The organism is Pseudomonas sp. Pseusp10 (assembly GCF_059492225.1).
This window is the reverse complement of sequence record NZ_CP168528.1, coordinates 2,748,760-2,771,636: the sequence shown is the minus strand read 5'-3', so window position 1 is coordinate 2,771,636 and position 22,877 is coordinate 2,748,760. Positions and strand designations below refer to the sequence as shown.

Below are 22,877 nucleotides of genomic sequence, written 5' to 3'. Positions count from 1 at the left end.
GTGCGGCGATCCGGCTTGCTCGCGAATGGCAGGCGCCGCGGTCTTACTGCCCGCTACGCATCATCTCTTTCGGCACATATTTGCCGATTTCAAACTTGCCGATCGCCGCGCGGTGCACTTCGTCCGGGCCGTCGGCCAGGCGCAGGGTGCGCTGCATCGCGTACATGTAGGCCAGCGGGAAATCGTTGGAAACCCCTGCCCCGCCATGGATCTGGATCGCCCGGTCAATCACCCGCAACGCAACGTTTGGCGCGACAACCTTGATCTGCGCGATCTCGCTGCGGGCCACTTTGTTGCCGACCGTGTCCATCATGTACGCCGCCTTCAGTGTCAGCAGGCGTGCCATGTCGATCTCCATCCGCGAGTCGGCAATCTTGTCGACGTTGCCGCCCAGGCGTGCCAGGGGCTTGCCGAACGCCGTACGGCTCACCGAGCGCTTGCACATCAGTTCCAGCGCACGCTCGGCCATGCCGATCGAACGCATGCAGTGGTGAATCCGGCCCGGGCCAAGGCGACCTTGAGCGATTTCGAAGCCGCGTCCTTCGCCCAACAGGACGTTTTCGTACGGTACCCGGACGTTTTCGAACAGCACTTCGGCGTGACCGTGAGGAGCGTCGTCATAGCCGAACACCGGCAGCGGACGCAGGATTTTTACCCCGGGGGTGTCCACCGGCACCAGAATCATCGAGTGCTGGGCGTGACGTGGCCCGTCCGGATCGCTCAGCCCCATGAAAACCAGGATTTTGCAGCGCGGGTCGCAAGCACCCGAGGTCCACCATTTCTTGCCGTTGATCACCCACTCGTCGCCATCGCGCACTGCACGGGCGGCCATGTTGGTGGCGTCGGAGGACGCGACATCCGGTTCGGTCATGGCGAATGCCGAGCGAATCTCGCCACGTAGCAATGGCTCGAGCCAGCGTTGCTTCTGCTCTTCGTTGGCGTAACGCACCAGCACCTCCATGTTGCCGGTGTCCGGTGCCGAGCAGTTGAAAGGCTCCGGCCCCAGCAGCGAGCGGCCCATGATTTCCGCCAGCGGCGCGTATTCGAGGTTGGTCAGACCGGCACCGAGTTCAGACTCAGGCAGAAACAAATTCCACAGACCTTCAGCCTTGGCCTTGAGTTTGAGTTCTTCCATGATCGCCGTCGGCTGCCAGCGGTCGCCCTCGGCGACCTGACGCTCGAACACGGCTTCGGCGGGATAAACGTAAGTATCCATGAACGCTGTTACGCGCTCACGCAGTTCCTGAACCTTGGGCGAATAAGCGAAATCCATGAGCGAGATACCTTCTTGGGGGAGGTTGTTTAGATCATGCAATCGATGCTAGAACAGCCATGAAAATTTACCTAGCCTATTCTCGGCGTGTATAAACATTCATCACCGATATATGATCGGCTGATCATCAGGATCAGCCCGCCCACACAATAAGAGAGCCGCGTAATGAATCTGAGCAAGGTCGATCTCAACCTTTTCATCGTCTTCGACGCGATCTACACCGAAGCCAACCTGACTCGCGCCGGGCAGATTGTCGGCATCACCCAACCGGCGGTGTCGAACGCCCTGGCCCGCCTGCGCGAGACCTTCAACGATCCGCTGTTCGTACGCACCGCCCAGGGCATGGTGCCGACGCCCATGGCGCAGAACATCATCGGCCCGGTGCGCAATGCGCTCTCACTGCTGCGCGTGTCGGTGCAGGAAAGCCGCATTTTCAACCCGCAGCAAGCGGTCAAGACCTATCGCATCAGCATGACCGACCTCACCGAAGCGGTGATCCTGCCGCCGCTGTTCCAGCGCCTGCGCCGCCTGGCGCCGACGGTGATCATCGAGAGTTTTCTGTCCAAACGCCGCGAGACCACCAAGGAGCTGGCAGCCGGCCGCCTGGACTTTGCGGTGGATGCGCCGCTCAACACCGACCCGCAGGTGCGTCACGTCAAGTTGATGGAAGACCGCTACGTGTGCGCCATGCGCAAGGGGCATCCGCTGGCGGGAAAAGAGAAACTCACACTGGATGATTACCTGAGCCTGACCCACATCCATATTTCCAGCCGCCGCAGCGGCCTCGGCTATGTCGACCTGGCGCTGGGCAAGATGGGCATCCAGCGCAAGATCGCCCTGCGTTCCCAGCATTACCTGATGGCCTCGCAAGTGTTGCAACAGACGGACATGGTCATGACCGTGCCGGAACGTTTCGCCCGCCGTAACGACCTGCACGCCTTTTATCTGCCGGTCAACGATGTGCCGCCGGTGGAAACCCACCTTTACTGGCACGAAAGCACTGACCAGGACCCGGCGAACCGCTGGATGCGCGAGCAGATGATCGAGCTGTGCCAGCAGGTGACGGCGCAGGAGAAAAAGCTCGAGAAGGTGTAAGGCTCGATACCGGGGTACCCCTATCGCGAGCAAGCTCGCTCCCACATTGGATCTGCCGTGAACACGAAATCTGTGTACTACGAAGATCCCCTGTAGGAGCGAGCCTGCTCGCGATGGGGCCAGCAAGAGCAGCAGAAATCGCTGCCCCTTGACGTAAACGTCAACCTGCCATTAGCTTAGCGCCATGACCTTTTGCGAGCGCTTCCATGAGCAGCCAGACCTACAGTATTTCCGATCTCGCCCGCGAGCTCGACATCACCACCCGCGCCATTCGCTTTTATGAAGAGCAAGGCCTGCTCAGCCCCGAGCGCCGTGGCCAGGAACGCATTTACTCGCCCCGCGACAAAGTCAGCCTGAAGCTGATCCTGCGGGGCAAACGCATCGGTTTCTCGCTGGCTGAATGCCGCGAGCTGATCGAGCTCTACGACCCGTCCAGCGGTAACACCAAACAGTTGCACAGCATGCTGGCGAAAATCAGCGAGCGCCGTGAGCAGCTTGAACAGCAGTTGCTGGACATCGAACAGATGAAACTGGAGCTGGATACTGCCGAAGAGCGTTGCGTGCAGGCGCTGGAGCAGACCCTCAAAAGCCAGGAAGTCATTCAGTAAAACCCGCCCCTTGTAGGAGCGAGCCTGCTCGCGATGGTCGTTAACGATAACGCGTGTTTGCTGGATAAACGCGGTGCCTGAGAACCCATCGCGAGCAGGCTCGCTCCTACAGGGTTCTCCGAACAATCAGCACAGGTCGAAGCCCATGTCCCTCCCCACCCACGTACGCATTGTCGAAGTCGGCCCACGCGACGGCCTGCAAAACGAAGCCCGGCCCATCAGTGTTACCGACAAGGTGCAACTGGTCGATGCACTGACCGCAGCCGGGCTCGGCTATATAGAAGTCGGCAGCTTCGTGTCACCCAAGTGGGTGCCGCAGATGGCCGGCTCCGCCGAGGTCTTCGCGCAGATCCGGCGCAAACCGGGCGTGGTCTATGGTGCGCTCGCTCCCAACCTGCGCGGCTTCGAAGATGCCCTCGCCGCCGGGGTCAAGGAAGTGGCCGTGTTTGCGGCGGCGTCTGAAGCGTTTTCCCAGCGCAACATCAATTGCTCGATCAGCGAAAGCCTGACGCGTTTCGTACCGATCATGGAGGCCGCCAGACAACATGGGGTGACCGTGCGCGGTTACGTGTCGTGTGTGCTGGGATGCCCCTATGAAGGTAACGTCGCCCCGGAGCAAGTCGCCATGGTCGCCCGCGAGCTCTACGCCATGGGCTGCTACGAGGTCTCGCTGGGGGACACCATCGGTACCGGCACCGCTGGCGCGACCCGGAAAATGTTCGAAGTGGTATCAAAGGATGTACCCCGTGAAAAACTCGCCGGGCACTTCCACGACACCTACGGTCAGGCTGTGGCCAACATCTACGCCAGCCTGCTGGAAGGTATCTCGGTGTTCGACAGCTCCATCGCAGGTCTCGGCGGCTGCCCCTATGCCAAGGGCGCCAGCGGTAACGTCGCGACCGAAGACGTGGTTTACCTGCTAAACGGCCTGGGCATCGACACCGGAATCGATCTCGACGCCCTGATGCTCGCCGGTCAGCAGATTTGCACCGTATTGGGCCGCCCTACCGGTTCCCGCGTGGCCAAGGCCCGTAGCGCACAGTGAGTGCGCTGAGTGTGTCCGGGTGTTACCGCTGTGTCTGAAACGTGGGTGCAAGCGAGTAACACGGAAACAAAATGTGGGGTTTTGCCTGAGGCGAAAAAACCTAAAAAACTCCAAAGCATTGATTTTAAAGGCTTTTAAAAAACTGGCACGGCTCCTGCTATATCTATCGCACAACAAGAATAAAAAAATTGCGGCAAACCTAATAAAAACAAGACGTAACGACTCTGACATAACAAAAACAACACGGCAGAGACGCAGCTAACAGATTTTTTTGGAGAAGATGTGCTTTTCAGGGTGCTTTTCGGAGTTACCCGCAACCGGACAGAGAATAATAAAACTACCTTCAGGTAGCTCCCGAATCGGTTGGATCGCTTGGCGAGAAAGTAGATCAGCGCTCAAAAAAATACGTTTGCTCTTGATCCCGGTTGGGGATCGCCAAAAACAGCGGTAAAGGGCAACGGTTGCCAAAAACAACAACAGACCGACCCTCAATAATAAAAAAAGAGCACGCGCAACGAAAATTAAAGGGGAGCTTCGGCTCCCCTTTGTGCTGTCTGGCATTTGAGATTTCCGCAGCCCTTTGTAGGAGCGAGCTCGCTCGCGAAGAACACAAGGACACCGCGTATTTCCAGACTGCACGCATTATCGTTGACGTTCTTCGCGAGCAAGCTCGCTCCTACAGTCGGCCTTCGTCAGACCTGCTTGCTACGCAACTCCTCGATACTGATCTCGCGCATCCGGAACTTCTGGATCTTGCCAGTAACGGTCATCGGAAATTCCTCGACGAACTTGAAGTAGCGCGGCGTCTTGAAGTGCGCGATGCGCTCCTTGCACCAGGCTTGCAGTTCCTGCTCAGTGGCGCTATGGCCTGGATGGAACTTGATCCAGGCAACAATCTCTTCGCCGTAGCGCGAGCATGGAATCCCTATCACTTGCACATCCGCAACGGCCGGATGGGTGAAGAAAAACTCTTCCAGCTCCCGCGGGTAAATATTCTCACCGCCACGGATGATCATGTCCTTGTTGCGCCCGGCAATGCACACATAACCCTCGTCATTCATGCTCGCCAGGTCGCCGGTGTGCATCCAGCCTGCCTGATCGATGGCTTCTGCGGTGCCTTCGGGGTTGTTCCAGTAACCCAGCATCACGCTGTAACCACGAGTGCACAGCTCACCGATGGTGCCCCGCGGCACCAGGTTGCCCGCTTCGTCGATGATCTTGCTTTCAAGCTGCGGCTGGGTACGGCCGACGGTGGTCACGCGCAGTTCCAGGTCGTCCGACGGACCGGTCTGCAACGACACCGGGCTGGTTTCCGTCATGCCGTAGGCAATCTGCACTTCGCTCATGTGCATTTCGCTGATGACCCGGCGCATCACTTCGATAGGACAGGTCGCGCCCGCCATGATCCCGGTGCGCAGGCTCGACAGATCGAATTCGGCACGTTGTGGTTGATCGAGCATGGCGATGAACATGGTCGGCACGCCGTACAGCGCCGTGGCTTTTTCGTCAGCCACAGTGCTGAGGGTCAGCAACGGATCGAACGCATCGTTTGGATAGATCATCGTGCTGCCATGGGTGATGCAACCGAGGTTGCCCATGACCATGCCGAAGCAGTGATACAACGGTACCGGGATCACCAGGCGATCGGCTGCCGTCAGCCCCAGGCTTTCGCCGACCATGTATCCGTTGTTGAGAATGTTGTAGTGACTGAGGGTCGCGCCCTTGGGGAACCCGGTGGTGCCGGAGGTGTACTGGATATTCACCGGCTGATCGAAATGCAGGCTGTCCTGGCGCTCATGCAACTGCTCGACCGTGACGCTGCCAGCCAGATCGGCCAGTTGCGACCATGGCAGGAACCCCGATGGCGGCTGCGCATCCAGGCTGATGACGCCACGCAACTCCGGCAACCGCTCGCTGTGCAACTTGCCGATGGATTGCTCGGCCAACTCCGGCACCAGCCCTTGCAGCATGGAGTGATAGTTCGAGGACTTGAAAGCCCCGGCACACACCAGCCATTGGCAGCCGGACTGCTTCAACACGTATTCAAGTTCGGAACTGCGATACGCGGGATTGATGTTGACCAGGATCACGCCGATTTTCGCGGTGGCAATCTGGCTGATGCACCACTGCGCGCAGTTCGGCGCCCAGATGCCGAGGCGGTCCCCGGCTTGCAGCCCCAGCGCCAGCAGTGCTCTGGCGTGCAGGTCCGCGGCCTCGGCCAATTGCTGCCAGGTGTAACGCAGCTGTTGATGACGCACCACCAGCGCCTCCCCGTCCGGGTATTGCGCGACCGTGTTGTCGAACGCCTGGCCGATGGTCATCGCCAGCAAGGCTTTGTCCTGGGAACCACGGGTGTAACTGCGTTGCGGGCTTGCACTGGGTTGATCCATGACGACCCCTATTGTCTTTATTTTGTAGGAGCGAGCTCGCTCGCGAAGAACGTCAGGGCACCGCGTTTATCCAGACAACACGCGTTATCGTTGACGTCCTTCGCGAGCAAGCTCGCTCCTACAGAATCACCCAAGTTGACGTTAACGTAAAGGGTGATTGACAGCCATTCGTCACAGGCTTACGTTAACGTAAAGGTGAGAACCCAATCACGGCCCTCCCCACCCTACAAAAAAGCCAAAAGGTGACCCATGAGCTATCCATCCCTGAACTTTGCCCTCGGTGAAACCATCGACATGCTGCGCGATCAGGTCCAGTCCTTCGTCGCCAAGGAGATCGCCCCGCGCGCCGCTCAGATCGACATCGACAACCTGTTCCCCGCCGACCTGTGGCGCAAATTCGGCGACATGGGCCTGCTGGGCATCACCGTACCGGAAGAGTACGGCGGCGCTGGCCTGGGTTACCTGGCCCACGTGGTGGCCATGGAGGAAATCAGCCGTGGCTCAGCCTCGGTGGCCTTGTCCTACGGCGCGCACTCCAACCTGTGCGTCAACCAGATCAACCGCAATGGCAATCACGAACAGAAATCCAAATACCTGCCGAAACTGATCAGCGGCGAGCACATCGGCGCGCTGGCCATGAGTGAGCCGAATGCCGGTTCCGACGTCGTCTCGATGAAACTGCGCGCCGACAAGCGCGGCGATCACTACGTGCTCAACGGCAGCAAAACCTGGATCACCAACGGCCCGGACGCCAACACCTATGTGATCTACGCCAAGACCGACCTGGAAAAAGGCCCCCACGGCATCACCGCCTTCATCGTCGAGCGCGATTGGAAAGGCTTCAGCCGCAGCAACAAGTTCGACAAGCTCGGCATGCGCGGTTCGAACACCTGCGAGCTGTTTTTCGATGACGTCGAAGTGCCGGAAGAAAACATCCTCGGCGTGCTCAATGGCGGCGTGAAAGTGCTGATGAGCGGCCTCGACTACGAGCGTGTTGTCCTTTCAGGTGGCCCGACCGGGATCATGCAGGCGTGCATGGACCTGATCGTGCCGTACATCCACGACCGCAAGCAGTTCGGCCAGAGCATCGGCGAATTCCAGCTGATCCAGGGCAAGGTCGCCGACATGTACACCCAACTCAACGCCGGCCGTGCCTACCTTTATGCAGTCGCCCAAGCCTGCGAGCGCGGCGAAACCACACGCAAAGACGCCGCCGGTGTGATCCTCTACACCGCCGAACGCGCCACTCAAATGGCCCTCGACGCGATCCAGATTCTCGGCGGCAACGGCTACATCAATGAATTCCCGGCCGGTCGTCTGCTGCGTGACGCCAAGCTGTACGAAATCGGCGCGGGCACCAGTGAGATCCGTCGCATGCTGATCGGTCGCGAACTGTTCAACGAAACCCGCTAAACGGAGCTGTCCATGGCTACCCTGCATACCCAGCTCAACCCCCGTTCAGCGGAGTTCGCCACCAACAGCGCGGCGATGCTCAAACAGGTCGACGCCCTGCACACCCTGCTCGCCCAAGTGGCGCAGGGTGGCGGGCCGAAGGCTCAGGAACGCCACACCTCGCGGGGTAAATTGCTGCCTCGCGAGCGCATCAACCGTTTGCTGGATTCGGGCTCACCGTTTCTGGAAATCAGCCAACTGGCGGCTTACGCAGTGTATGGCGAGGATGTTCCGGCGGCGGGCGTGATTGCCGGGATCGGCCGTGTGGAAGGCGTCGAATGCATGATCGTCGCCAACGATGCCACCGTGAAAGGTGGGTCGTACTACCCGCTGACGGTGAAAAAACACCTGCGCGCACAGACCATCGCCCAGCAGAATCGCCTGCCGTGCATCTATCTGGTGGACTCCGGCGGTGCCAACCTGCCGCGTCAGGATGAAGTGTTTCCGGACCGCGAACACTTCGGCCGGATCTTTTTCAACCAGGCCAACATGAGCGCCCTGGGCATTCCGCAGATTGCCGTGGTCATGGGTTCCTGCACCGCTGGCGGCGCGTATGTACCGGCGATGGCCGACGAAGCGATCATGGTCCGCGAGCAGGCGACGATCTTCCTCGCCGGCCCGCCGCTGGTGAAGGCCGCGACCGGTGAAGTGGTCAGCGCCGAAGACCTCGGCGGGGCCGATGTGCACTGCAAGATTTCCGGTGTAGCTGACCATTACGCCGAGAGCGACGAACACGCCCTGGCCCTGGCACGCCGCAGTGTCGCCAACCTCAACTGGCGCAAGCTGGGTGAGGTTCAGCAACGCGCTCCGGTCGCCCCGCTCTACAGCAGCGACGAGCTGTACGGCGTGGTCCCGGCCGACGCCAAGCAACCGTTTGACGTGCGCGAAGTCATTGCGCGGTTGGTGGACGGTTCGGTGTTCGACGAGTTCAAGGCGCTGTTTGGCACCACACTGGTGTGCGGTTTTGCCCACCTGCACGGTTACCCGATCGCGATCCTTGCCAACAACGGCATCCTCTTCGCTGAAGCGGCGCAGAAAGGCGCGCACTTCATCGAACTGGCGTGCCAGCGCGGCATCCCGCTGCTGTTCCTGCAGAACATCACCGGTTTCATGGTCGGCCAGAAGTACGAGGCTGGCGGCATCGCCAAGCACGGCGCAAAACTGGTGACTGCCGTGGCCTGCGCCAAGGTGCCGAAATTCACCGTGATCATCGGCGGCAGTTTCGGTGCCGGTAACTACGGCATGTGCGGCCGCGCCTACGATCCGCGATTCCTGTGGATGTGGCCGAACGCACGCATCGGTGTGATGGGTGCCGAACAGGCGGCCGGCGTGCTGGTGCAGGTCAAGCGCGAACAGGCCGAACGCAGCGGCCAGGGTTTCAGTGCCGAGCAGGAAGCCGAGATCAAGCAGCCGATCCTTGACCAGTACGAGGAACAGGGTCACCCCTACTATTCCAGCGCGCGCCTGTGGGACGACGGTGTCATCGACCCGGCCCAGACCCGCGACGTACTGGCACTGGCCTTGTCCGCGTCGTTGAACGCGCCAATCGAACCGAGCCGCTTCGGCGTGTTCCGGATGTGATTTTTTTGTTGTAGGAGCGAGCTTGCTCGCGATGGACGTTAACGATAACGCGTGTTTTCTGAAAAACGCGCCGCCCTGTAGCCCATCGCGAGCAAGCTCGCTCCTACACAAGAGCCGTGGAGACGGACGAATATGAGCGACTTCAACACCCTCGAACTGCTGAGCGATCCAAGGGGTTTTGCGACTCTCTGGCTCAGCCGTGAAGAAAAGAACAACGCCTTCAATGCCGAAATGATCCGCGAGCTGATCCTCGCCCTCGACAAAGTCGCTAGCGATGCCAGCCTGCGATTTTTGATCGTGCGCGGCCGTGGCAAGCATTTCAGCGCCGGCGCCGACCTGGCCTGGATGCAGCAATCGGCCGAACTCGATTACGCCACCAACCTCGATGACGCCCGGGAACTGGCGGAGTTGATGTACAACCTGGCCAAACTGAAAATTCCGACCCTGGCAGTGGTGCAAGGCGCAGCTTTTGGTGGCGCATTGGGCCTGATCAGTTGCTGCGACATGGCCATCGGTGCCGATGACGCGCAGTTCTGCCTGTCGGAAGTGCGCATCGGCCTGGCGCCGGCGGTGATCAGCCCGTTCGTGGTGCAAGCCATTGGCGAGCGCGCGACACGTCGCTATGCCTTGACCGCTGAGCGCTTCGGCGGGCAACGGGCACGGGAAATCGGATTGTTGTCGGAGAGCTATGCAAGTGCCGAACTGGAACAGAAAGTCGGGCAGTGGATCGACAATCTGCTACTCAATAGTCCGGCAGCGATGCGCGCCAGCAAGGATCTGTTGCGCGAAGTCGGTGACGGCTCACTGACCCCGGCATTGCGCCGCTACACCGAAAACGCCATCGCCCGCATCCGCGTCAGCCCCGAAGGCCAGGAAGGCTTGCGTGCTTTCCTGCAAAAACGTCCACCGAGCTGGCAAGCTGAAACCACCAAGGAGCCCCGCTGATGAGCGCACCTGTCCTCACCACCCTGCTGGTGGCCAACCGTGGCGAAATCGCTTGCCGGGTGATGCGTACCGCCAAGGCGCTGGGCCTGACCACCGTGGCCGTACACAGCGCCACCGACCGTGACGCCCGGCACAGCCGCGAAGCTGACATTCGTGTCGATCTCGGTGGCAGCAAAGCCGCCGACAGCTATCTGCAGATCGACAAACTGATCGCCGCCGCCAAGGCCAGCGGCGCCCAGGCGATTCACCCCGGCTACGGCTTTCTGTCGGAGAACGCCGGATTCGCCCGCGCCATCGAAAACGCCGGCCTGATATTCCTTGGCCCGCCCGCCTCGGCCATCGACGCCATGGGCAGCAAGTCCGCCGCCAAAGCCTTGATGGAAACCGCTGGCGTGCCGCTGGTGCCCGGTTATCACGGCGAAGCCCAGGACCTCGAAACCTTCCGCGACGCCTGCGAACGCATCGGCTACCCGGTACTGCTCAAGGCCACTGCGGGTGGCGGCGGCAAAGGCATGAAAGTGGTCGAGGACGTCAGCCAACTGGCCGAAGCCCTGGCCTCGGCCCAGCGTGAAGCGCAATCGTCGTTCGGCGATTCGCGGATGCTGGTGGAGAAATACCTGCTCAAGCCACGTCACGTGGAAATCCAGGTGTTCGCCGATCAACACGGCAATTGCCTGTACCTCAACGAACGCGACTGCTCGATTCAGCGGCGGCACCAGAAAGTCGTCGAAGAAGCGCCGGCACCTGGCCTGACCCCGGAGCTGCGGCGTGCCATGGGTGAGGCCGCCGTGCGTTCGGCGCAGGCCATCGGTTATGTCGGTGCCGGCACCGTGGAGTTTCTGCTGGATGCGCGGGGCGAGTTCTTCTTCATGGAGATGAACACCCGCCTGCAAGTCGAACACCCGGTCACCGAGGCCATTACCGGCCTCGACCTGGTGGCCTGGCAGATTCGCGTGGCCCGCGGCGAAGCATTGCCGATGACGCAGGATCAGGTGCCGCTGGTGGGTCATGCAATCGAAGTGCGGCTGTATGCCGAAGACCCGGGCAATGATTTCCTGCCAGCGACCGGTCGACTGGAGTTGTATCGCGAATCCACGCAGGGGCCAGGGCGTCGAGTGGACAGCGGTGTTGAAGAAGGCGACGAGATCTCGCCGTTCTACGACCCGATGCTCGGCAAGTTGATTGCCTGGGGCGAAGACCGTGAACAGGCGCGTTTGCGCCTGCTGAGCATGCTCGACGAATTCGCCATTGGCGGGTTGAAGACCAACATCAATTTTCTGCGGCGCATCATCGGTCACCCTGCGTTCGCCGCTGCCGAGCTCGATACCGGCTTCATTCCGCGCTATCAGGAACAGTTGCTGCCGACGCCAGCGCAACTCAGCGATGATTTCTGGCAAGCCGCCGCCCAGGCGTTTGCCCAGAGCCAGCCGCCTGCAACCCGCGCCGATGACCCGAGTTCGCCATGGGCAGCGCATAGTGGGTTGCGTGCCGGCTTGCCGAGAGAAATCACCCTTCACCTGAGTTGTGAAGGCCAGGACCAGGCGTTGACGCTCGGCGACATCAATGCCCACAGCGCTCGGCTCAAGGGCGAGCAGCTGCTGACCGAGCAGGCTGGCGTGCGCCGTCAACACCGGGCAATACGCCGTGGCGAACATGTGTATTTGCAGTGGGATGGCGAGTTGCGTCGCATCGAGTCTTACGACCCGATCAGCGCCGTCGAGGCCAGCCACAGCCATCATGGCGGGCTGACCGCCCCCATGAACGGCAGCATCGTCCGCGTGCTGGTGGAGGCCGGACAATCGGTCGAAGCCGGAGCGCAATTGGTGGTGCTGGAAGCGATGAAGATGGAGCACAGCATTCGCGCGCCCCATGCCGGGGTGATCAAGGCGCTGTATTGCCAGGAAGGCGAGATGGTCAGCGAAGGCAGTGCGCTCGTCGAACTGGAAGAAGCGTGAAATGAAGATCGGTCCTACGCATCGCAAGGACCGATCTGATCAGAACCTGGCTGTTGCCTGAACCACTACGCCGATGATTCGACATTCTTCGGCGTACAAGGCTTTCGGATACGTCGGATTGAGCGGGACCAGATAACGCTGCCCGCCCTCTTCGATGAGCTTGCGGAACGTGGCTTCGGCGCTGTCCGGCCACTGGGCAATGACCAGTTTGCCAGGCACCGCTTCCACCGCCGGGTCCACCAGGATCAACATGCCTTCCGGAATGCTGATGCCATTGGGTGCGGTCATCGCATCGCCTGCCACCCTCAACCAGAATGCCGGCCCCCGGGCGTGGTAATCGGACAGTTCATAGCGCTCCTTGCCGTACACCGGGACCTCGCCGTCGCGCACTTCGGCAGGTTCGCGCCAGCCACTGACCGGGTAGCGGAAGTACGGGTTGTACTTCTGTGTCAGAGGGATTTCGTCGTCGGTTGACGCCTGGGGTTCCCGGATCACCAGCGCCACTTCGAGAAACTCAAGGCCCAGTGCCCGCAAGACACGGTTCATGTCTTCGATGCCGGGTTCACGACGTTTGTTGAGCCAGTGGCCAATGCCGCCCTGGGACATCCCGAGGCGCTCGGCGAGTATCTCTTGAGTGATTTTGAGTTCACTCATCTTGGCCTTGACCAATTCAATCCATTTATCCATGTGCGGCACGATACGTGGGCGACTCCGGCCATCAAAACACAAATTGTAGTATTTAAATACTCGTCACAAATACAGTTCGTATTAGGATCAATTCACGGATCTGAATCTAACACGGAGCTTGCTATCGCCATGAGCCAACCCACCAATGACCTGCCGGACATGCACATCGACACCACCCTCACCTCGCCCCTGGACTCGGCGGCGGCGCAACGCGCGCTGGACTATTACTTGAAACCAGCTGTTTCAGAGGAAGTGGTCGAGTCGCGTTTTTTTGATGTGAACCGCAATATCAGCGGCGAAGAGGCACTGGTCCATGCCTTGGACCTGTTGCGCTGTGCTGCCGCCACCGCTTACGAGTCAGCCAGTCACCTGCAAGGCGCAAGCCGCGACCTGGCGTTTTCGACGGTGCACATGATCGACATGGCCAAGGCGATGGTCGATCGATCGCTGGAGAAGTATGAAAACGGTTGAGGTGAGAACGCAGATCGAGAAGACAGGAAAGAACTTTCCTGTCGCAAAGGTAAAAACGTTTGACTTGCAAACGAGAATGATTATTATTGCATCGACTGATCGCGAGATCAGTCGATGGACCAGGTGACCTTAGGTCGGTCTCCTGGACTATCTCCTCATCAGGCTAATCACGGTTTTTGACCCGGCTTTTTGCCGGGTCTTTTTTTTGCCAGTTTTTCTGGCTTTGGCTTCAGGCTAATGAAGTCTTTGGGTGCTGCAAATTCGAAGGCGCGGATAATATCAAAAGAATGTCGGTTGGCAAGAGAAGCCCGGCATCATGGGTTGAAACCAGCGACAGATAGCACTTGAGAATCAATCGCACTGTCTCTAAGCTGCGGCAGCGTCAAGGAGGACGCCCCCACCTCTGCACCCCGCAATTTCCCTCGGTTTCACCCCACTCTTGCGTGTAAAGTAGCCGCCATAAAAATCATATTCAGGACCCGATTATGAGCGTGGCTAAATCCTCTTTCGACATCAGTGCCAACTTCGACAGCGGCAACATCCAGGTCATCGACATCAGCGATCCGCTCAAACCGCTTCTGGCCATTCGCCCGGACACACGCAGCGCCCATTTCCAGTGGTTCCACTTCAAGGCCAGCGGCCTGCACGTCGGCCAGGAGCATTGGTTTCGCCTGAACAATGCAAGCCAATCCTCCTACAACAAGGCCTGGACCGGCTATCAGGCGGTGGCGTCCTACGATCACGTCAACTGGTTCCGCGTACCCACCATTTTCGAAGGCGACTGCCTGCGTTTCAGCCTCGAAGCCGAGCAGACCCATGCCTGGTTCGCCTACTTCGAACCCTACAGCCGTGGCCGTCACGACTGGCTGATCGAGCAGGCGCTAACCAAGACCGGCACCGAACTGCTGGCCACCGGCAAGAGCGTCGAAGGCCGCGACATCCAGTTGTTGCGCAAAGGCACCGGGGCCGAAGGTCGACGCAAGGTGTGGATGATTGCCCAGCAACATCCGGGCGAGCACATGGCCGAGTGGTTCATGGAAGGCGTGATCGAGCGCCTGGAAAAACACGACGACCCTGTACTGAACAAACTGCTGGCCAGCGCCGACCTGTACCTGGTGCCGAACATGAACCCGGATGGTGCTTTCCACGGCCACCTGCGCACCAACGCCATGGGCCAGGACCTCAATCGCGCCTGGCAGAGCGCCAGCCAGGAAATCAGTCCGGAAGTCCTGTTCGTACAGCAGCAGATGGAAAAGTACGGCGTCGACCTGTTCCTCGACATCCATGGTGATGAGGAAATTCCTCACGTATTCACCGCCGGTTGCGAAGGTAATCCAGGCTACACACCCCGGATCGAAAAGCTCGAAGAACACTTCCGCAGCCATCTGAAACACACCACCAAAGACTTCCAGACCAAGCACGGCTACACCCGCGACGAACCGGGCCAGGCCAACATGACGCTGGCCTGCAACAGCGTTGGGCAGAAGTACGACTGCCTGTCGCTGACCCTGGAAATGCCCTTCAAGGACCACGACGACCACCCGAACGCGGAAACCGGTTGGTCGGGTAAGCGTTCGAAACAGTTGGGCAAGGATGTGTTGACCACCATTGCCGATATGGTCGACATCTTGCGCTAATTCGACTACATAGCGACGTGGCCTGACAACAGGCCACGTCGCTCACTTGAGCATTTATGGCGTTGTAACAACGGATTTGCTCGGCAGTGAAACCAGTTCAGTAAAGCTGACAGCCTTAACGAAGTACAGGGCCTCACCATAGATATTGGTTGCGGTAAAGGTTAACCCCGTACTGTCTCCAATTTTTTCTGGCAAAGGGCCCAGACCCTCAGCAACTTTCACACTGTATATTTCATATCGAACTGCTTTAGGTGACGCGTTCCAGCTAAAAGTAATTGTGTTAGCGGTTGAACCCGCTTTGGCAAAGTTTACTGGCGCCGTTGGTGGGGATTGGGGGGGAGCGTAAGAGGATAGCCGCACAGCATTTTCGCGCCATACACGCGCTGTATCGGCGATTACAGTATTCCCTAACGGCAAACCATACTGATCCATGACGGCCGGTGTCGAATAATAAATTGAATTTGGACCGTGACATAAGATACTTCGCGACTTCCCATTAAAATATCCAAAATGATAGTTATTCACGCCGTCAACGTTGCAGTGACTACTGCCCGCGTTGTGGCCAATCTCGTGAGCGAATGTCGAAGCGCTACTCGATACACCTATCGCAGAGCCACCTGGTCTCCATCCCCATCCGATTGCCCCTCCCGGCACAATATAAGCAAAATTACCGTACGTAACATCCGGCTGAAACCTGGCCATACCCTCGGCAAAAATTGTACGTAATTTCCCAAGGGTTTCAGTTGTAATAGGATAATCATCTTCAACTACCTGAATACCAACCAGTCTCAATGAAACGTTGTCCACCAATGAGTTGCGCAACATCATATTAACCAACTCTATCTTGGCTAATGCATCTGCATACGCATCGCCACCCGCTCTAATAACCCCTGCCTTGGAATACCCCATCAGTACATCTACAACAAAGTGCTCTGCTTGAGTTGAACCCACAGGTGCAGTAGCGACCTGTTCACTCGGATTGGGGGCAGCGTCTTCAATATCGGTATTAACCTCAGGCTCCGGAATAAAATGACTTATCCCCTTACTATCAACATGTAAAGAACCGAATTGTCCCGGCTTATTGATTAATGCTGTCAAGCTTCCGTCAGCCGAACGAACCGTGACCAATGAACCCTCAGACTTATCCGGCATACGCAGCTTGCCACTCTCGACGGTATAACCATCAATAACCTTTGAACTTGAGCGTTCGAAAACCGCCGGCGCAATCAAATCCGCATACAACTCAGCTGTCGACTTACTGGCAACATTCTCGACAACCCGGCTTTTCGATTCCCCGGAATCAGTCGTCGGCGGATGCGTACAGGCACCGAGTATCACAGCCAGACACACTAACGACAGCCCGGAAAAGGCGCGTCGTTTGGAACGCACACCTGCAGTCTTGAACATGGCTCGTCTCCCTGAATGGCACGATCAGTGCTGTTTGACTGGCCCCCTTTGGGACCACTGCCGTCCTCGAGCATTGAACGTGCTTTTTCAGATCAGCGAAACTGTCAGAGTTGACAGGTGGGCAGGAGATCACTGTGTGACAAAAGCCAAACCACAGTCCTGCGAAATCAACTTCGATCCTTACCCCGCAATATGCTGTCCAGCACTTCATCTCGCCGCACCCAGCCATGAAACAGCGCTGCCGCCAAATGCAGCAACACGGTCAGAAACAGCAGATACGCCAGATACCCATGTGCTTTGCGCAAAAACGCAAACACCTGCGCGTTCGCCGGCACAATCGACGGCAATTGCAGCGAACTGCTGAGCATCACCGGTTCACCCGATGCCGAAATCATCGCCCAACCCAGCAGCGGCAAGACCAGCATCAAGGCGTACAGCAACACATGCGACGCCTTGGCCGCCAGCGCTTGCCAACCCGGCAGGTCCGCCGGCAGCGGTGGCTGCGTGGTGGAAAAGCGCACCACCAGCCGCACGATCACCAACAGCAAAATCGCGATGCCCAAGGGTTTGTGCAAATGAATCAGCCATTCATGACGCTCGGACACCGAGGCAGCCATGCCGGCGCCGATAAACAGCATGGCGATGATCATCAGCGCCATCAGCCAGTGCAGCAGGCGCGCCAGCGGGGCGAAGTGGTTCGGTTGGGTGCTCATTGCCGGGTCTCCTGTTTGGCGGCGGGCAACTGGCTGACTTCGCTGGTGCGACGCAGGTAGGAATTGGCGTAACCGGCTGAACGAGCGGCGAGCAGCGGGTCGTCGGAACCTTCGATCCCGGCAGGCAACACCAGCGGGTCGTAGTTGATGTCACGGCATTCGCCGTTGAGTTGCGGCTGAGCCTTTTCAAGCACCAGAGTGCCAGCGTTCAACACCTTGCGCCCTTCGGGCCAGGCCTTGCTGGCGTCGTTGACCGGATCGCCAGGGTTGGCCAGGGTGATGTTCAACTGCCAGCGCAACGGGCCTGCGGCGATTCGCTGAACCAGGTCTTTCTCCAGGAAATCACTGCCCTCCGGTGCTGTGGCCCCCGGTGCGTCCTGGGCCAGTGGCACCATGTTCCAGCGCACGGCCTGGCGTTGGCCGGCCGCATTGACCAGGTAGAACGCATTGACGCTGTTGTAGTTTTCGGTCACGTAACTGGCCGACGGTTTGGCGGTTTTGATCCAGGCCAGGAACGGTGCGGCTTCCGGGTGTGAAGCAAAGAACGCCGGCACGGCCTTTGGGTCCGGTTTGCCGGTGGCCGGGTCTGGCGACTGGGCTTTTTGCAATTGATAGAACGCCTCGGGCGTGCCCACCGGGAACACCGGCATGCTGTTCATCCCGGTGCGCCACTGCTGGCCGTTGGCCTGAGTAAAACGCAAGGCCATGCTGCGGATCGGCACGGCACTGTCCGGCGCGTATGGATTGCCAGCGGGCAAGGCGAAACGTCCGACCACCGGCGTCCGCGCTTCGTTGAACACTTGAGCGGTGGAATAACTACGTACCTCTCCACTGCTCTCGAAATGCCCGATCACGCACACGCCTTTGGAATGGTTGCGACGGAAACCCGGATGCACGCCGTTGTTGGTTTCCAGCACATTGATGAGTTTCTTCGGGGTCAGGCGCTGTGGGTCGAAGGTGCCATTGACGTAGGCAAACGCCCCGGCCACTGCGGCAACGACCACGGCAATGCCAGCCAGACGCAACGTCAGGCTCGCCGCACTCAAGGGTGGCCGGGATGGCGGTGATGATCGATCTACCATGAAAGACTCCAGGGCCATCGGCCACAAGTGAGAAGAATCAAGCAGACGAACCACACACAGGTTTATTCCAGCGCGCGGTATTTATTTTTTCAGGCGTGGAATAACCTCGGGTGCCGGGCGTCTTCCTAGTCCACAGTCCAGCGTAGTGACTAGCCAGAACTTCATGAACGATATCGACGAACAACTGAGAGAAATTATTCCCGGATTGCGGCGATTTGCTGTGTCGTTGACGCGCAACTCCAGCAGCGCCGACGATCTGGTACAGGCCAGTCTGGAGCGTGCGCTGTCGAGTTGGGGCGACAAACGTGCCGACGGTGATTTGCGCGCCTGGCTGTTCTCGATTCTCTATCGGCAGTTTCTCGATGCGCACCGCCGCTCCCGGCGCTACACGCGCATGCTCGAATTCTTCACCGGCCGTGATGATGCACAGCCCTCGGTGGAGCGCTCCGTGATTGCACAATCCACCCTCAACGCCTTCGATCAACTGCCCACCGAACAACGCGCGCTTCTACTCTGGGTGTCGGTGGAAGGCTTGAGCTACAAAGAGGTCGCCGAGATTCTCGACGTACCCACCGGCACCGTGATGTCCCGCCTGTCCCGGGCCCGCCAGGCCCTGCGCCAACTCAGTGAAGGCGAAATCACCCGCCCTGCTCTGCGGAGACTCAAATGATCAGCATGCCCCCAAGCGAGCGTGACTTTCACGCCTACGTCGACCACCAACTCAGCGAGGACGACCGACGTCTGGTGGAGACTTTTCTCACAAGTAATCCGGAGGTTGCCGACCAAGTGCGGGCCTGGCAGCAAGATGCCCAGCAACTGCGCGCGGCCCTGAGTGGCGTGTTGCAACAACCGGCCAATCCGGAACTCGATCCGGCCATGATTCGCCAACGCCTGAAACGCCAATCGCGGCGACATCTGGCCAGCGCGGCCGTGTTGCTGATCGCGGTCAGCATCGGCGGCTTCAGTGGCTGGCAGGCTCGTGAGATGACCTTCACAGGTGCACAGCTGCCGATGACCGATGCGCTGCAGGCCTATCGTCTGATTGCCCAGCAAGGGATCCTGCCAGCCGACTACAAGGCCAGCGACGACGGCGACATGCAGGGCTGGCTCGACCGTTATTTCACCCAGGCCAATCGCTTGCCTGACCTGTCGGGGGCAGGCTTCAAACCGGCCAGCGGGCGCTTGCTCAGCACCGAACAAGGGCCGGCGGCAATGGTGGTCTACGAGAATCAGGGCGGGCAGAAAATCAGCTTCTACGTGCGCCCACCGGGACCGAAAAACTTCATGTTGCCAAGAGGCAGTCGCAGTGATGGCGACTTGCAGGCCGAGTATTGGTCGGGGGGCGGTTACAACTATGCGATGGTCAGCCCGGCGGATACGCCGGCGGCGCAGATGCTGAGGCAGACCGCTCAGTTCTAATCACCCCCACAGAACATGAATGGAACACTGTTCTATTGTGGGAGAGGGCTTGCTCGCGAAGGCGGTGTATCAGATAAATGAATGTCGACTGATACACCGCCTTCGCGAGCAAGCCCGCTCCCACAGGGGATCTGTGGTGACTCACCCCTGTCCAAACACTTGAGAAGGCCGGCGCAGCAGCGGATCGAACGGATTGATCCGCGGCCCGATCAACGCCGCTTCGCGCTTGAGCATCTCCACCACCGTCGGCAAACGATCCGGCCCCAGGCGGTCACTCACGGTCGCCACGCTCAACGCCGCCACCGCCCGACCCTCACGATCGAGAATCGGCACCGCCACCCCGGCCATACCCTGCAGCACACCGGTGTTGCGCCCGGCGTAACCGAGCTTGCGCACGTTCTCGACTTCCGAGCGCAGGAACACCTCGTCATACAAATGGAAGTCCTTCAGCCGCGGCAGGTTGTAATGGATCACCGTGTCGCGCTCCTCTTCCGGCAGAAACGCCAGGATCGCCAGGCTGCCCTGCCCCACGCCCAGAGCCACGCGTCCGCCGATATCGCCGGTGAAGGTACGAATCGGAAACGGCCCTTCGCTGCGGTCCAGGCAGATCGCATCGAAGCCGCTGCGCGCCAGCAGAAACAAGGAATCGCCCAGCGACGCCGATAGCCGCAGCAGCGCCGGGCGCACCAGTTCGCGCAGGTTGCCGCTGTTGCCCGCGCGGGCGGCCAGGGCGAAAAAGTCCAGGCTCAGTCGATAGCGTTTGCTGCGCGCGTCCTGCTCGACCATGCCCTCGTCCATCAGGTTGCGCAGCAAGCGGTGGGTGGTCGGTTGCGACAAACCGATGTGTTGCGCCAGTTGCGTCACGCGCTCCCCGCCCTCGACGGTATCGCCCAACGCACGCAGCACCGCAAACAGTCGTGAGACGGCGCCGACACCGACGTCATTTTTATTTTCATTCCGCTCAGTGGAATCAGACATGGATTTTCTCGACGATTAATTTACTCACCGAATGAAACTGAAAATAGTCATCGCTTCAGTGAAATAGGCCATTGAGCCCATCCTAGTCTTCGTCCTAATCTGCGTCCAGACAGGGGCGATTCGAACAACAGCGGCAGCCGACTCAAGTCGAGCGCCAACGCACCCCGGAAACATTTTTTCGTATCTGCCCATACAAAAAAGCGCGCCTTCGGGCGACGCATAACAATCTCAGGTGGAGGCGCAGTCATGGCTTTTGTGCAACTTGAAAAACTCGGCAAACGCTACGGTGAAATCGACGCCGTGGTCGCCACCGACCTCTCGGTGGAGAAAGGCGAATTCGTTTCCCTGCTCGGCCCTTCCGGATGCGGTAAAACCACCACCCTGCAAATGATCGCCGGGTTCGTTGAAGTCACCAGCGGGCGTATCGTCCTGGACGGTCGTGACATCACCCATGCCAAGCCCGCCAGCCGTGGCCTGGGCGTGGTGTTCCAGAGTTACGCGCTGTTCCCGCACATGACCGTCAAGGACAACGTCGCCTTCGGCCTGCGCATGCGCAAGGTGCCCAATGCCGAGATCCAGCAGCGGGTTGAGCGGGTACTGAAACTGGTACGCCTGCACCAGCACGCAGAGCGCTACCCACGGGAGCTGTCCGGCGGCCAGCGTCAGCGTGTAGCCCTCGCTCGGGCATTGGTGATCCAGCCACCGGTGCTGCTGCTCGATGAACCGCTGTCCAACCTCGACGCCAATCTGCGCGAAGAGATGCAGTTCGAGATCCGCCGCATCCAGCGTGAGGTCGGCATCACCACGCTGATGGTCACCCACGACCAGTCCGAAGCCCTGTCGATCAGCGACCGCGTGGTGGTGATGCAGGCCGGACGCATCACCCAGATCGACGCGCCCTACACCCTCTACGAACACCCGCGTACCGAGTTCATTTCCGGGTTCGTCGGCAAAGCCAACCTGCTGCCCGGTGAACGCGACACGGCCGGTGTGGTTCAGGTGTGCGGACGTGGCGATGGCGACCTGACCCTGAGCCTGCGTCCGGAGAAAATCGATCTGCGCGAGGCTGGCGTGGGTCGCCTGCAAGGCAAGGTCAGCAGCCGTTTCTTCCTCGGCAGCCAATGGCTGTACGGTGTGTCGACGACCCTGGGCGAACTCTGCGTGGTGCGCCGCAACGACGGCTCGGCACCATTGAGCGAAGGCACGGCGGTCGGCCTTGACTGGGACGTGGCGCTGTTGCGGGTACTGAGCGTCGACGAGGTGACGGCATGAGTGCACTCGCCGCCATTCGCCTGGGGCGTCAGGGTTACCTGCTGTCGGCACCTGCCCTGGCGTTGTATGTCAGCCTGCTGGTGATCCCGCTGATGCTGACGCTGCTGCTGTCGTTCAACGTCTTCGACTACGGCTCGGGGATCAAGGGCGACGCCTACACCGTCGAACACTACGGCAGCCTGCTGGGCGATCCGTACTTCTACGAGATCTTTCTGCGCACCCTGTGGATCAGCGCCCTCACCACATTGCTCTGCGTGCTGATCGGAGTTCCCGAGGCGTACATCCTCAGCCGCATGGGTGCGCCGTGGCGTTCGATTTTTTTGATCCTGATCCTCACTCCGCTACTGATCTCGGTCGTAGTACGCGCTTTCGGCTGGAGCCTGCTGCTCGGCGCCGACGGTCTGGTCAACCAGACCCTGCAAGCCTTCGGTGGCTCGCCGATGAAGCTGCTCTACACGCCGTTCGCAGTGGTGATTGCGTTGGTTCACGTGATGCTGCCGTTCATGATCATTCCGGTGTGGACCTCGCTGCAGAAACTCGACCCGGCCGCCGAACAAGCCGCGCTGTCGCTGGGCGCCGGTCACTTCACGGTGATTCGCCAGGTGGTATTGCCGCAGATCATGCCCGGCATCCTGTCCGGCACCCTGATCGTGTTCGGCCTCGCCGCCAGCTCCTTCGCCATTCCCGGCCTGCTCGGCGGACGTCGCCTGAAGATGGTCGCCACGCTGATCTACGACCAGTACCTGTCGGAACTCAATTGGCCCATGGGCGCGGCTATCGCCGTGGCTCTGCTGCTCATCAACCTGCTGATCATGCTGTCGTGGAACCGCATGATCGAAGGCCGCTACAAGAAGTCATTGGGATAAT

At 59.6% G+C, this 22,877-nt stretch carries 20 protein-coding genes; 13 read left to right on the top strand and 7 right to left on the bottom strand.

The genetic code is table 11. The annotated features are described in order from the left end of the window. Positions 1–43 precede the first annotated feature (43 nt). Positions 44–1,273: an acyl-CoA dehydrogenase gene (locus ACEN8Z_RS12475; protein ID WP_442099772.1), complete on the bottom strand. Its 1,230-nt coding sequence runs from the start codon at positions 1,271–1,273 to the stop codon at positions 44–46. Positions 1,274–1,438: 165 nt separating this feature from the next. Here ACEN8Z_RS12475 and ACEN8Z_RS12470 point away from each other — a divergent pair, with 165 nt between their 5' ends. From ACEN8Z_RS12470 to ACEN8Z_RS12460, 3 genes are all read left to right on the top strand, one after another. Further along, a complete protein-coding gene (locus ACEN8Z_RS12470; protein ID WP_007970503.1) occupies positions 1,439–2,368 on the top strand; it encodes a LysR family transcriptional regulator in 930 nt (309 codons plus the stop codon). Between the two features lie 206 nt (positions 2,369–2,574). Then, a complete protein-coding gene (locus tag ACEN8Z_RS12465) occupies positions 2,575–2,976 on the top strand; it encodes a MerR family transcriptional regulator (RefSeq protein WP_103395451.1) in 402 nt (133 codons plus the stop codon). Between the two features lie 145 nt (positions 2,977–3,121). After that, positions 3,122–4,021, top strand: coding sequence for a hydroxymethylglutaryl-CoA lyase (locus ACEN8Z_RS12460; RefSeq protein WP_495597843.1), 900 nt, complete (start codon positions 3,122–3,124; stop codon positions 4,019–4,021). A gap of 692 nt (positions 4,022–4,713) precedes the next feature. Here ACEN8Z_RS12460 and ACEN8Z_RS12455 read toward each other — a convergent pair. Next, positions 4,714–6,411 (bottom strand): AMP-binding protein, encoded by a 1,698-nt coding sequence (locus tag ACEN8Z_RS12455; protein ID WP_495597842.1) that lies wholly within the window; start codon positions 6,409–6,411, stop codon positions 4,714–4,716. 249 nt (positions 6,412–6,660) lie between these two features. Here ACEN8Z_RS12455 and ACEN8Z_RS12450 point away from each other — a divergent pair, with 249 nt between their 5' ends. The 4 genes from ACEN8Z_RS12450 (at position 6,661) to ACEN8Z_RS12435 (ending at position 12,344) form a co-directional block, all read left to right on the top strand. Then, the gene (locus tag ACEN8Z_RS12450) at positions 6,661–7,824 is read left to right on the top strand and encodes an isovaleryl-CoA dehydrogenase (protein WP_495025386.1); all 1,164 of its coding nucleotides are present in this window, start codon (positions 6,661–6,663) and stop codon (positions 7,822–7,824) included. A 12-nt stretch (positions 7,825–7,836) separates the two neighbouring features. Next, complete coding sequence (locus ACEN8Z_RS12445) at positions 7,837–9,444, top strand: carboxyl transferase domain-containing protein (protein WP_495597841.1); 1,608 nt, start codon at positions 7,837–7,839, stop codon at positions 9,442–9,444. A gap of 132 nt (positions 9,445–9,576) precedes the next feature. Further along, positions 9,577–10,389, top strand: a complete 813-nt coding sequence (locus ACEN8Z_RS12440) for a gamma-carboxygeranoyl-CoA hydratase (RefSeq protein ID WP_007999527.1) — start codon at positions 9,577–9,579, stop codon at positions 10,387–10,389. After that, a complete protein-coding gene (locus tag ACEN8Z_RS12435; protein WP_495597840.1) occupies positions 10,389–12,344 on the top strand; it encodes an acetyl/propionyl/methylcrotonyl-CoA carboxylase subunit alpha in 1,956 nt (651 codons plus the stop codon). The genes ACEN8Z_RS12440 and ACEN8Z_RS12435 overlap by 1 nt, the downstream gene beginning before the upstream one ends. A 39-nt stretch (positions 12,345–12,383) precedes the next feature. Here ACEN8Z_RS12435 and ACEN8Z_RS12430 read toward each other — a convergent pair whose 3' ends face one another. Beyond that, positions 12,384–13,031, bottom strand: coding sequence for a LexA family protein (locus ACEN8Z_RS12430; protein WP_108230168.1), 648 nt, complete (start codon positions 13,029–13,031; stop codon positions 12,384–12,386). Positions 13,032–13,160: 129 nt separating this feature from the next. Here ACEN8Z_RS12430 and ACEN8Z_RS12425 point away from each other — a divergent pair, with 129 nt between their 5' ends. After that, a complete protein-coding gene (locus ACEN8Z_RS12425) occupies positions 13,161–13,502 on the top strand; it encodes a DUF6124 family protein (RefSeq protein ID WP_108230169.1) in 342 nt (113 codons plus the stop codon). Between the two features lie 485 nt (positions 13,503–13,987). Continuing rightward, the gene (locus ACEN8Z_RS12420; protein ID WP_495597839.1) at positions 13,988–15,139 is read left to right on the top strand and encodes a M14 family metallopeptidase; all 1,152 of its coding nucleotides are present in this window, start codon (positions 13,988–13,990) and stop codon (positions 15,137–15,139) included. A 54-nt stretch (positions 15,140–15,193) separates the two neighbouring features. On the opposite strand, the gene ACEN8Z_RS12415 is transcribed toward ACEN8Z_RS12420, so the two are convergent. The 3 genes from ACEN8Z_RS12415 to ACEN8Z_RS12405 all read right to left on the bottom strand — a co-directional run bounded on the left by ACEN8Z_RS12415 (position 15,194) and on the right by ACEN8Z_RS12405 (position 18,341). Beyond that, the gene (locus tag ACEN8Z_RS12415; RefSeq protein ID WP_495597838.1) at positions 15,194–16,546 is read right to left on the bottom strand and encodes a hypothetical protein; all 1,353 of its coding nucleotides are present in this window, start codon (positions 16,544–16,546) and stop codon (positions 15,194–15,196) included. 167 nt (positions 16,547–16,713) lie between these two features. Beyond that, a complete protein-coding gene (locus tag ACEN8Z_RS12410) occupies positions 16,714–17,259 on the bottom strand; it encodes a cytochrome b (RefSeq protein WP_495597837.1) in 546 nt (181 codons plus the stop codon). Beyond that, positions 17,256–18,341 carry a catalase family peroxidase gene (locus ACEN8Z_RS12405; RefSeq protein ID WP_495597836.1) on the bottom strand — a complete coding sequence of 362 codons (1,086 nt, stop codon included), beginning with the start codon at positions 18,339–18,341 and terminating at the stop codon, positions 17,256–17,258. The genes ACEN8Z_RS12410 and ACEN8Z_RS12405 overlap by 4 nt, the downstream gene beginning before the upstream one ends. A gap of 163 nt (positions 18,342–18,504) precedes the next feature. Between ACEN8Z_RS12405 and ACEN8Z_RS12400 the strand changes: the two genes are divergently transcribed. After that, complete coding sequence (locus ACEN8Z_RS12400) at positions 18,505–19,011, top strand: sigma-70 family RNA polymerase sigma factor (RefSeq protein ID WP_495597835.1); 507 nt, start codon at positions 18,505–18,507, stop codon at positions 19,009–19,011. After that, positions 19,008–19,760: an anti-sigma factor family protein gene (locus ACEN8Z_RS12395; RefSeq protein ID WP_495597834.1), complete on the top strand. Its 753-nt coding sequence runs from the start codon at positions 19,008–19,010 to the stop codon at positions 19,758–19,760. Before ACEN8Z_RS12400 ends, ACEN8Z_RS12395 begins: the two co-directional genes overlap by 4 nt. A gap of 141 nt (positions 19,761–19,901) precedes the next feature. On the opposite strand, the gene ACEN8Z_RS12390 is transcribed toward ACEN8Z_RS12395, so the two are convergent. Next, on the bottom strand, positions 19,902–20,738 hold the full coding sequence (locus ACEN8Z_RS12390; RefSeq protein WP_495597833.1) for an IclR family transcriptional regulator: 837 nt from the start codon (positions 20,736–20,738) through the stop codon (positions 19,902–19,904). Between the two features lie 246 nt (positions 20,739–20,984). Here ACEN8Z_RS12390 and ACEN8Z_RS12385 point away from each other — a divergent pair, with 246 nt between their 5' ends. Continuing rightward, the gene (locus tag ACEN8Z_RS12385) at positions 20,985–22,010 is read left to right on the top strand and encodes an ABC transporter ATP-binding protein (protein WP_495597832.1); all 1,026 of its coding nucleotides are present in this window, start codon (positions 20,985–20,987) and stop codon (positions 22,008–22,010) included. Then, the gene (locus ACEN8Z_RS12380) at positions 22,007–22,876 is read left to right on the top strand and encodes an ABC transporter permease (protein ID WP_007992817.1); all 870 of its coding nucleotides are present in this window, start codon (positions 22,007–22,009) and stop codon (positions 22,874–22,876) included. The genes ACEN8Z_RS12385 and ACEN8Z_RS12380 overlap by 4 nt, the downstream gene beginning before the upstream one ends. Position 22,877: the final 1 nt, after the last annotated feature.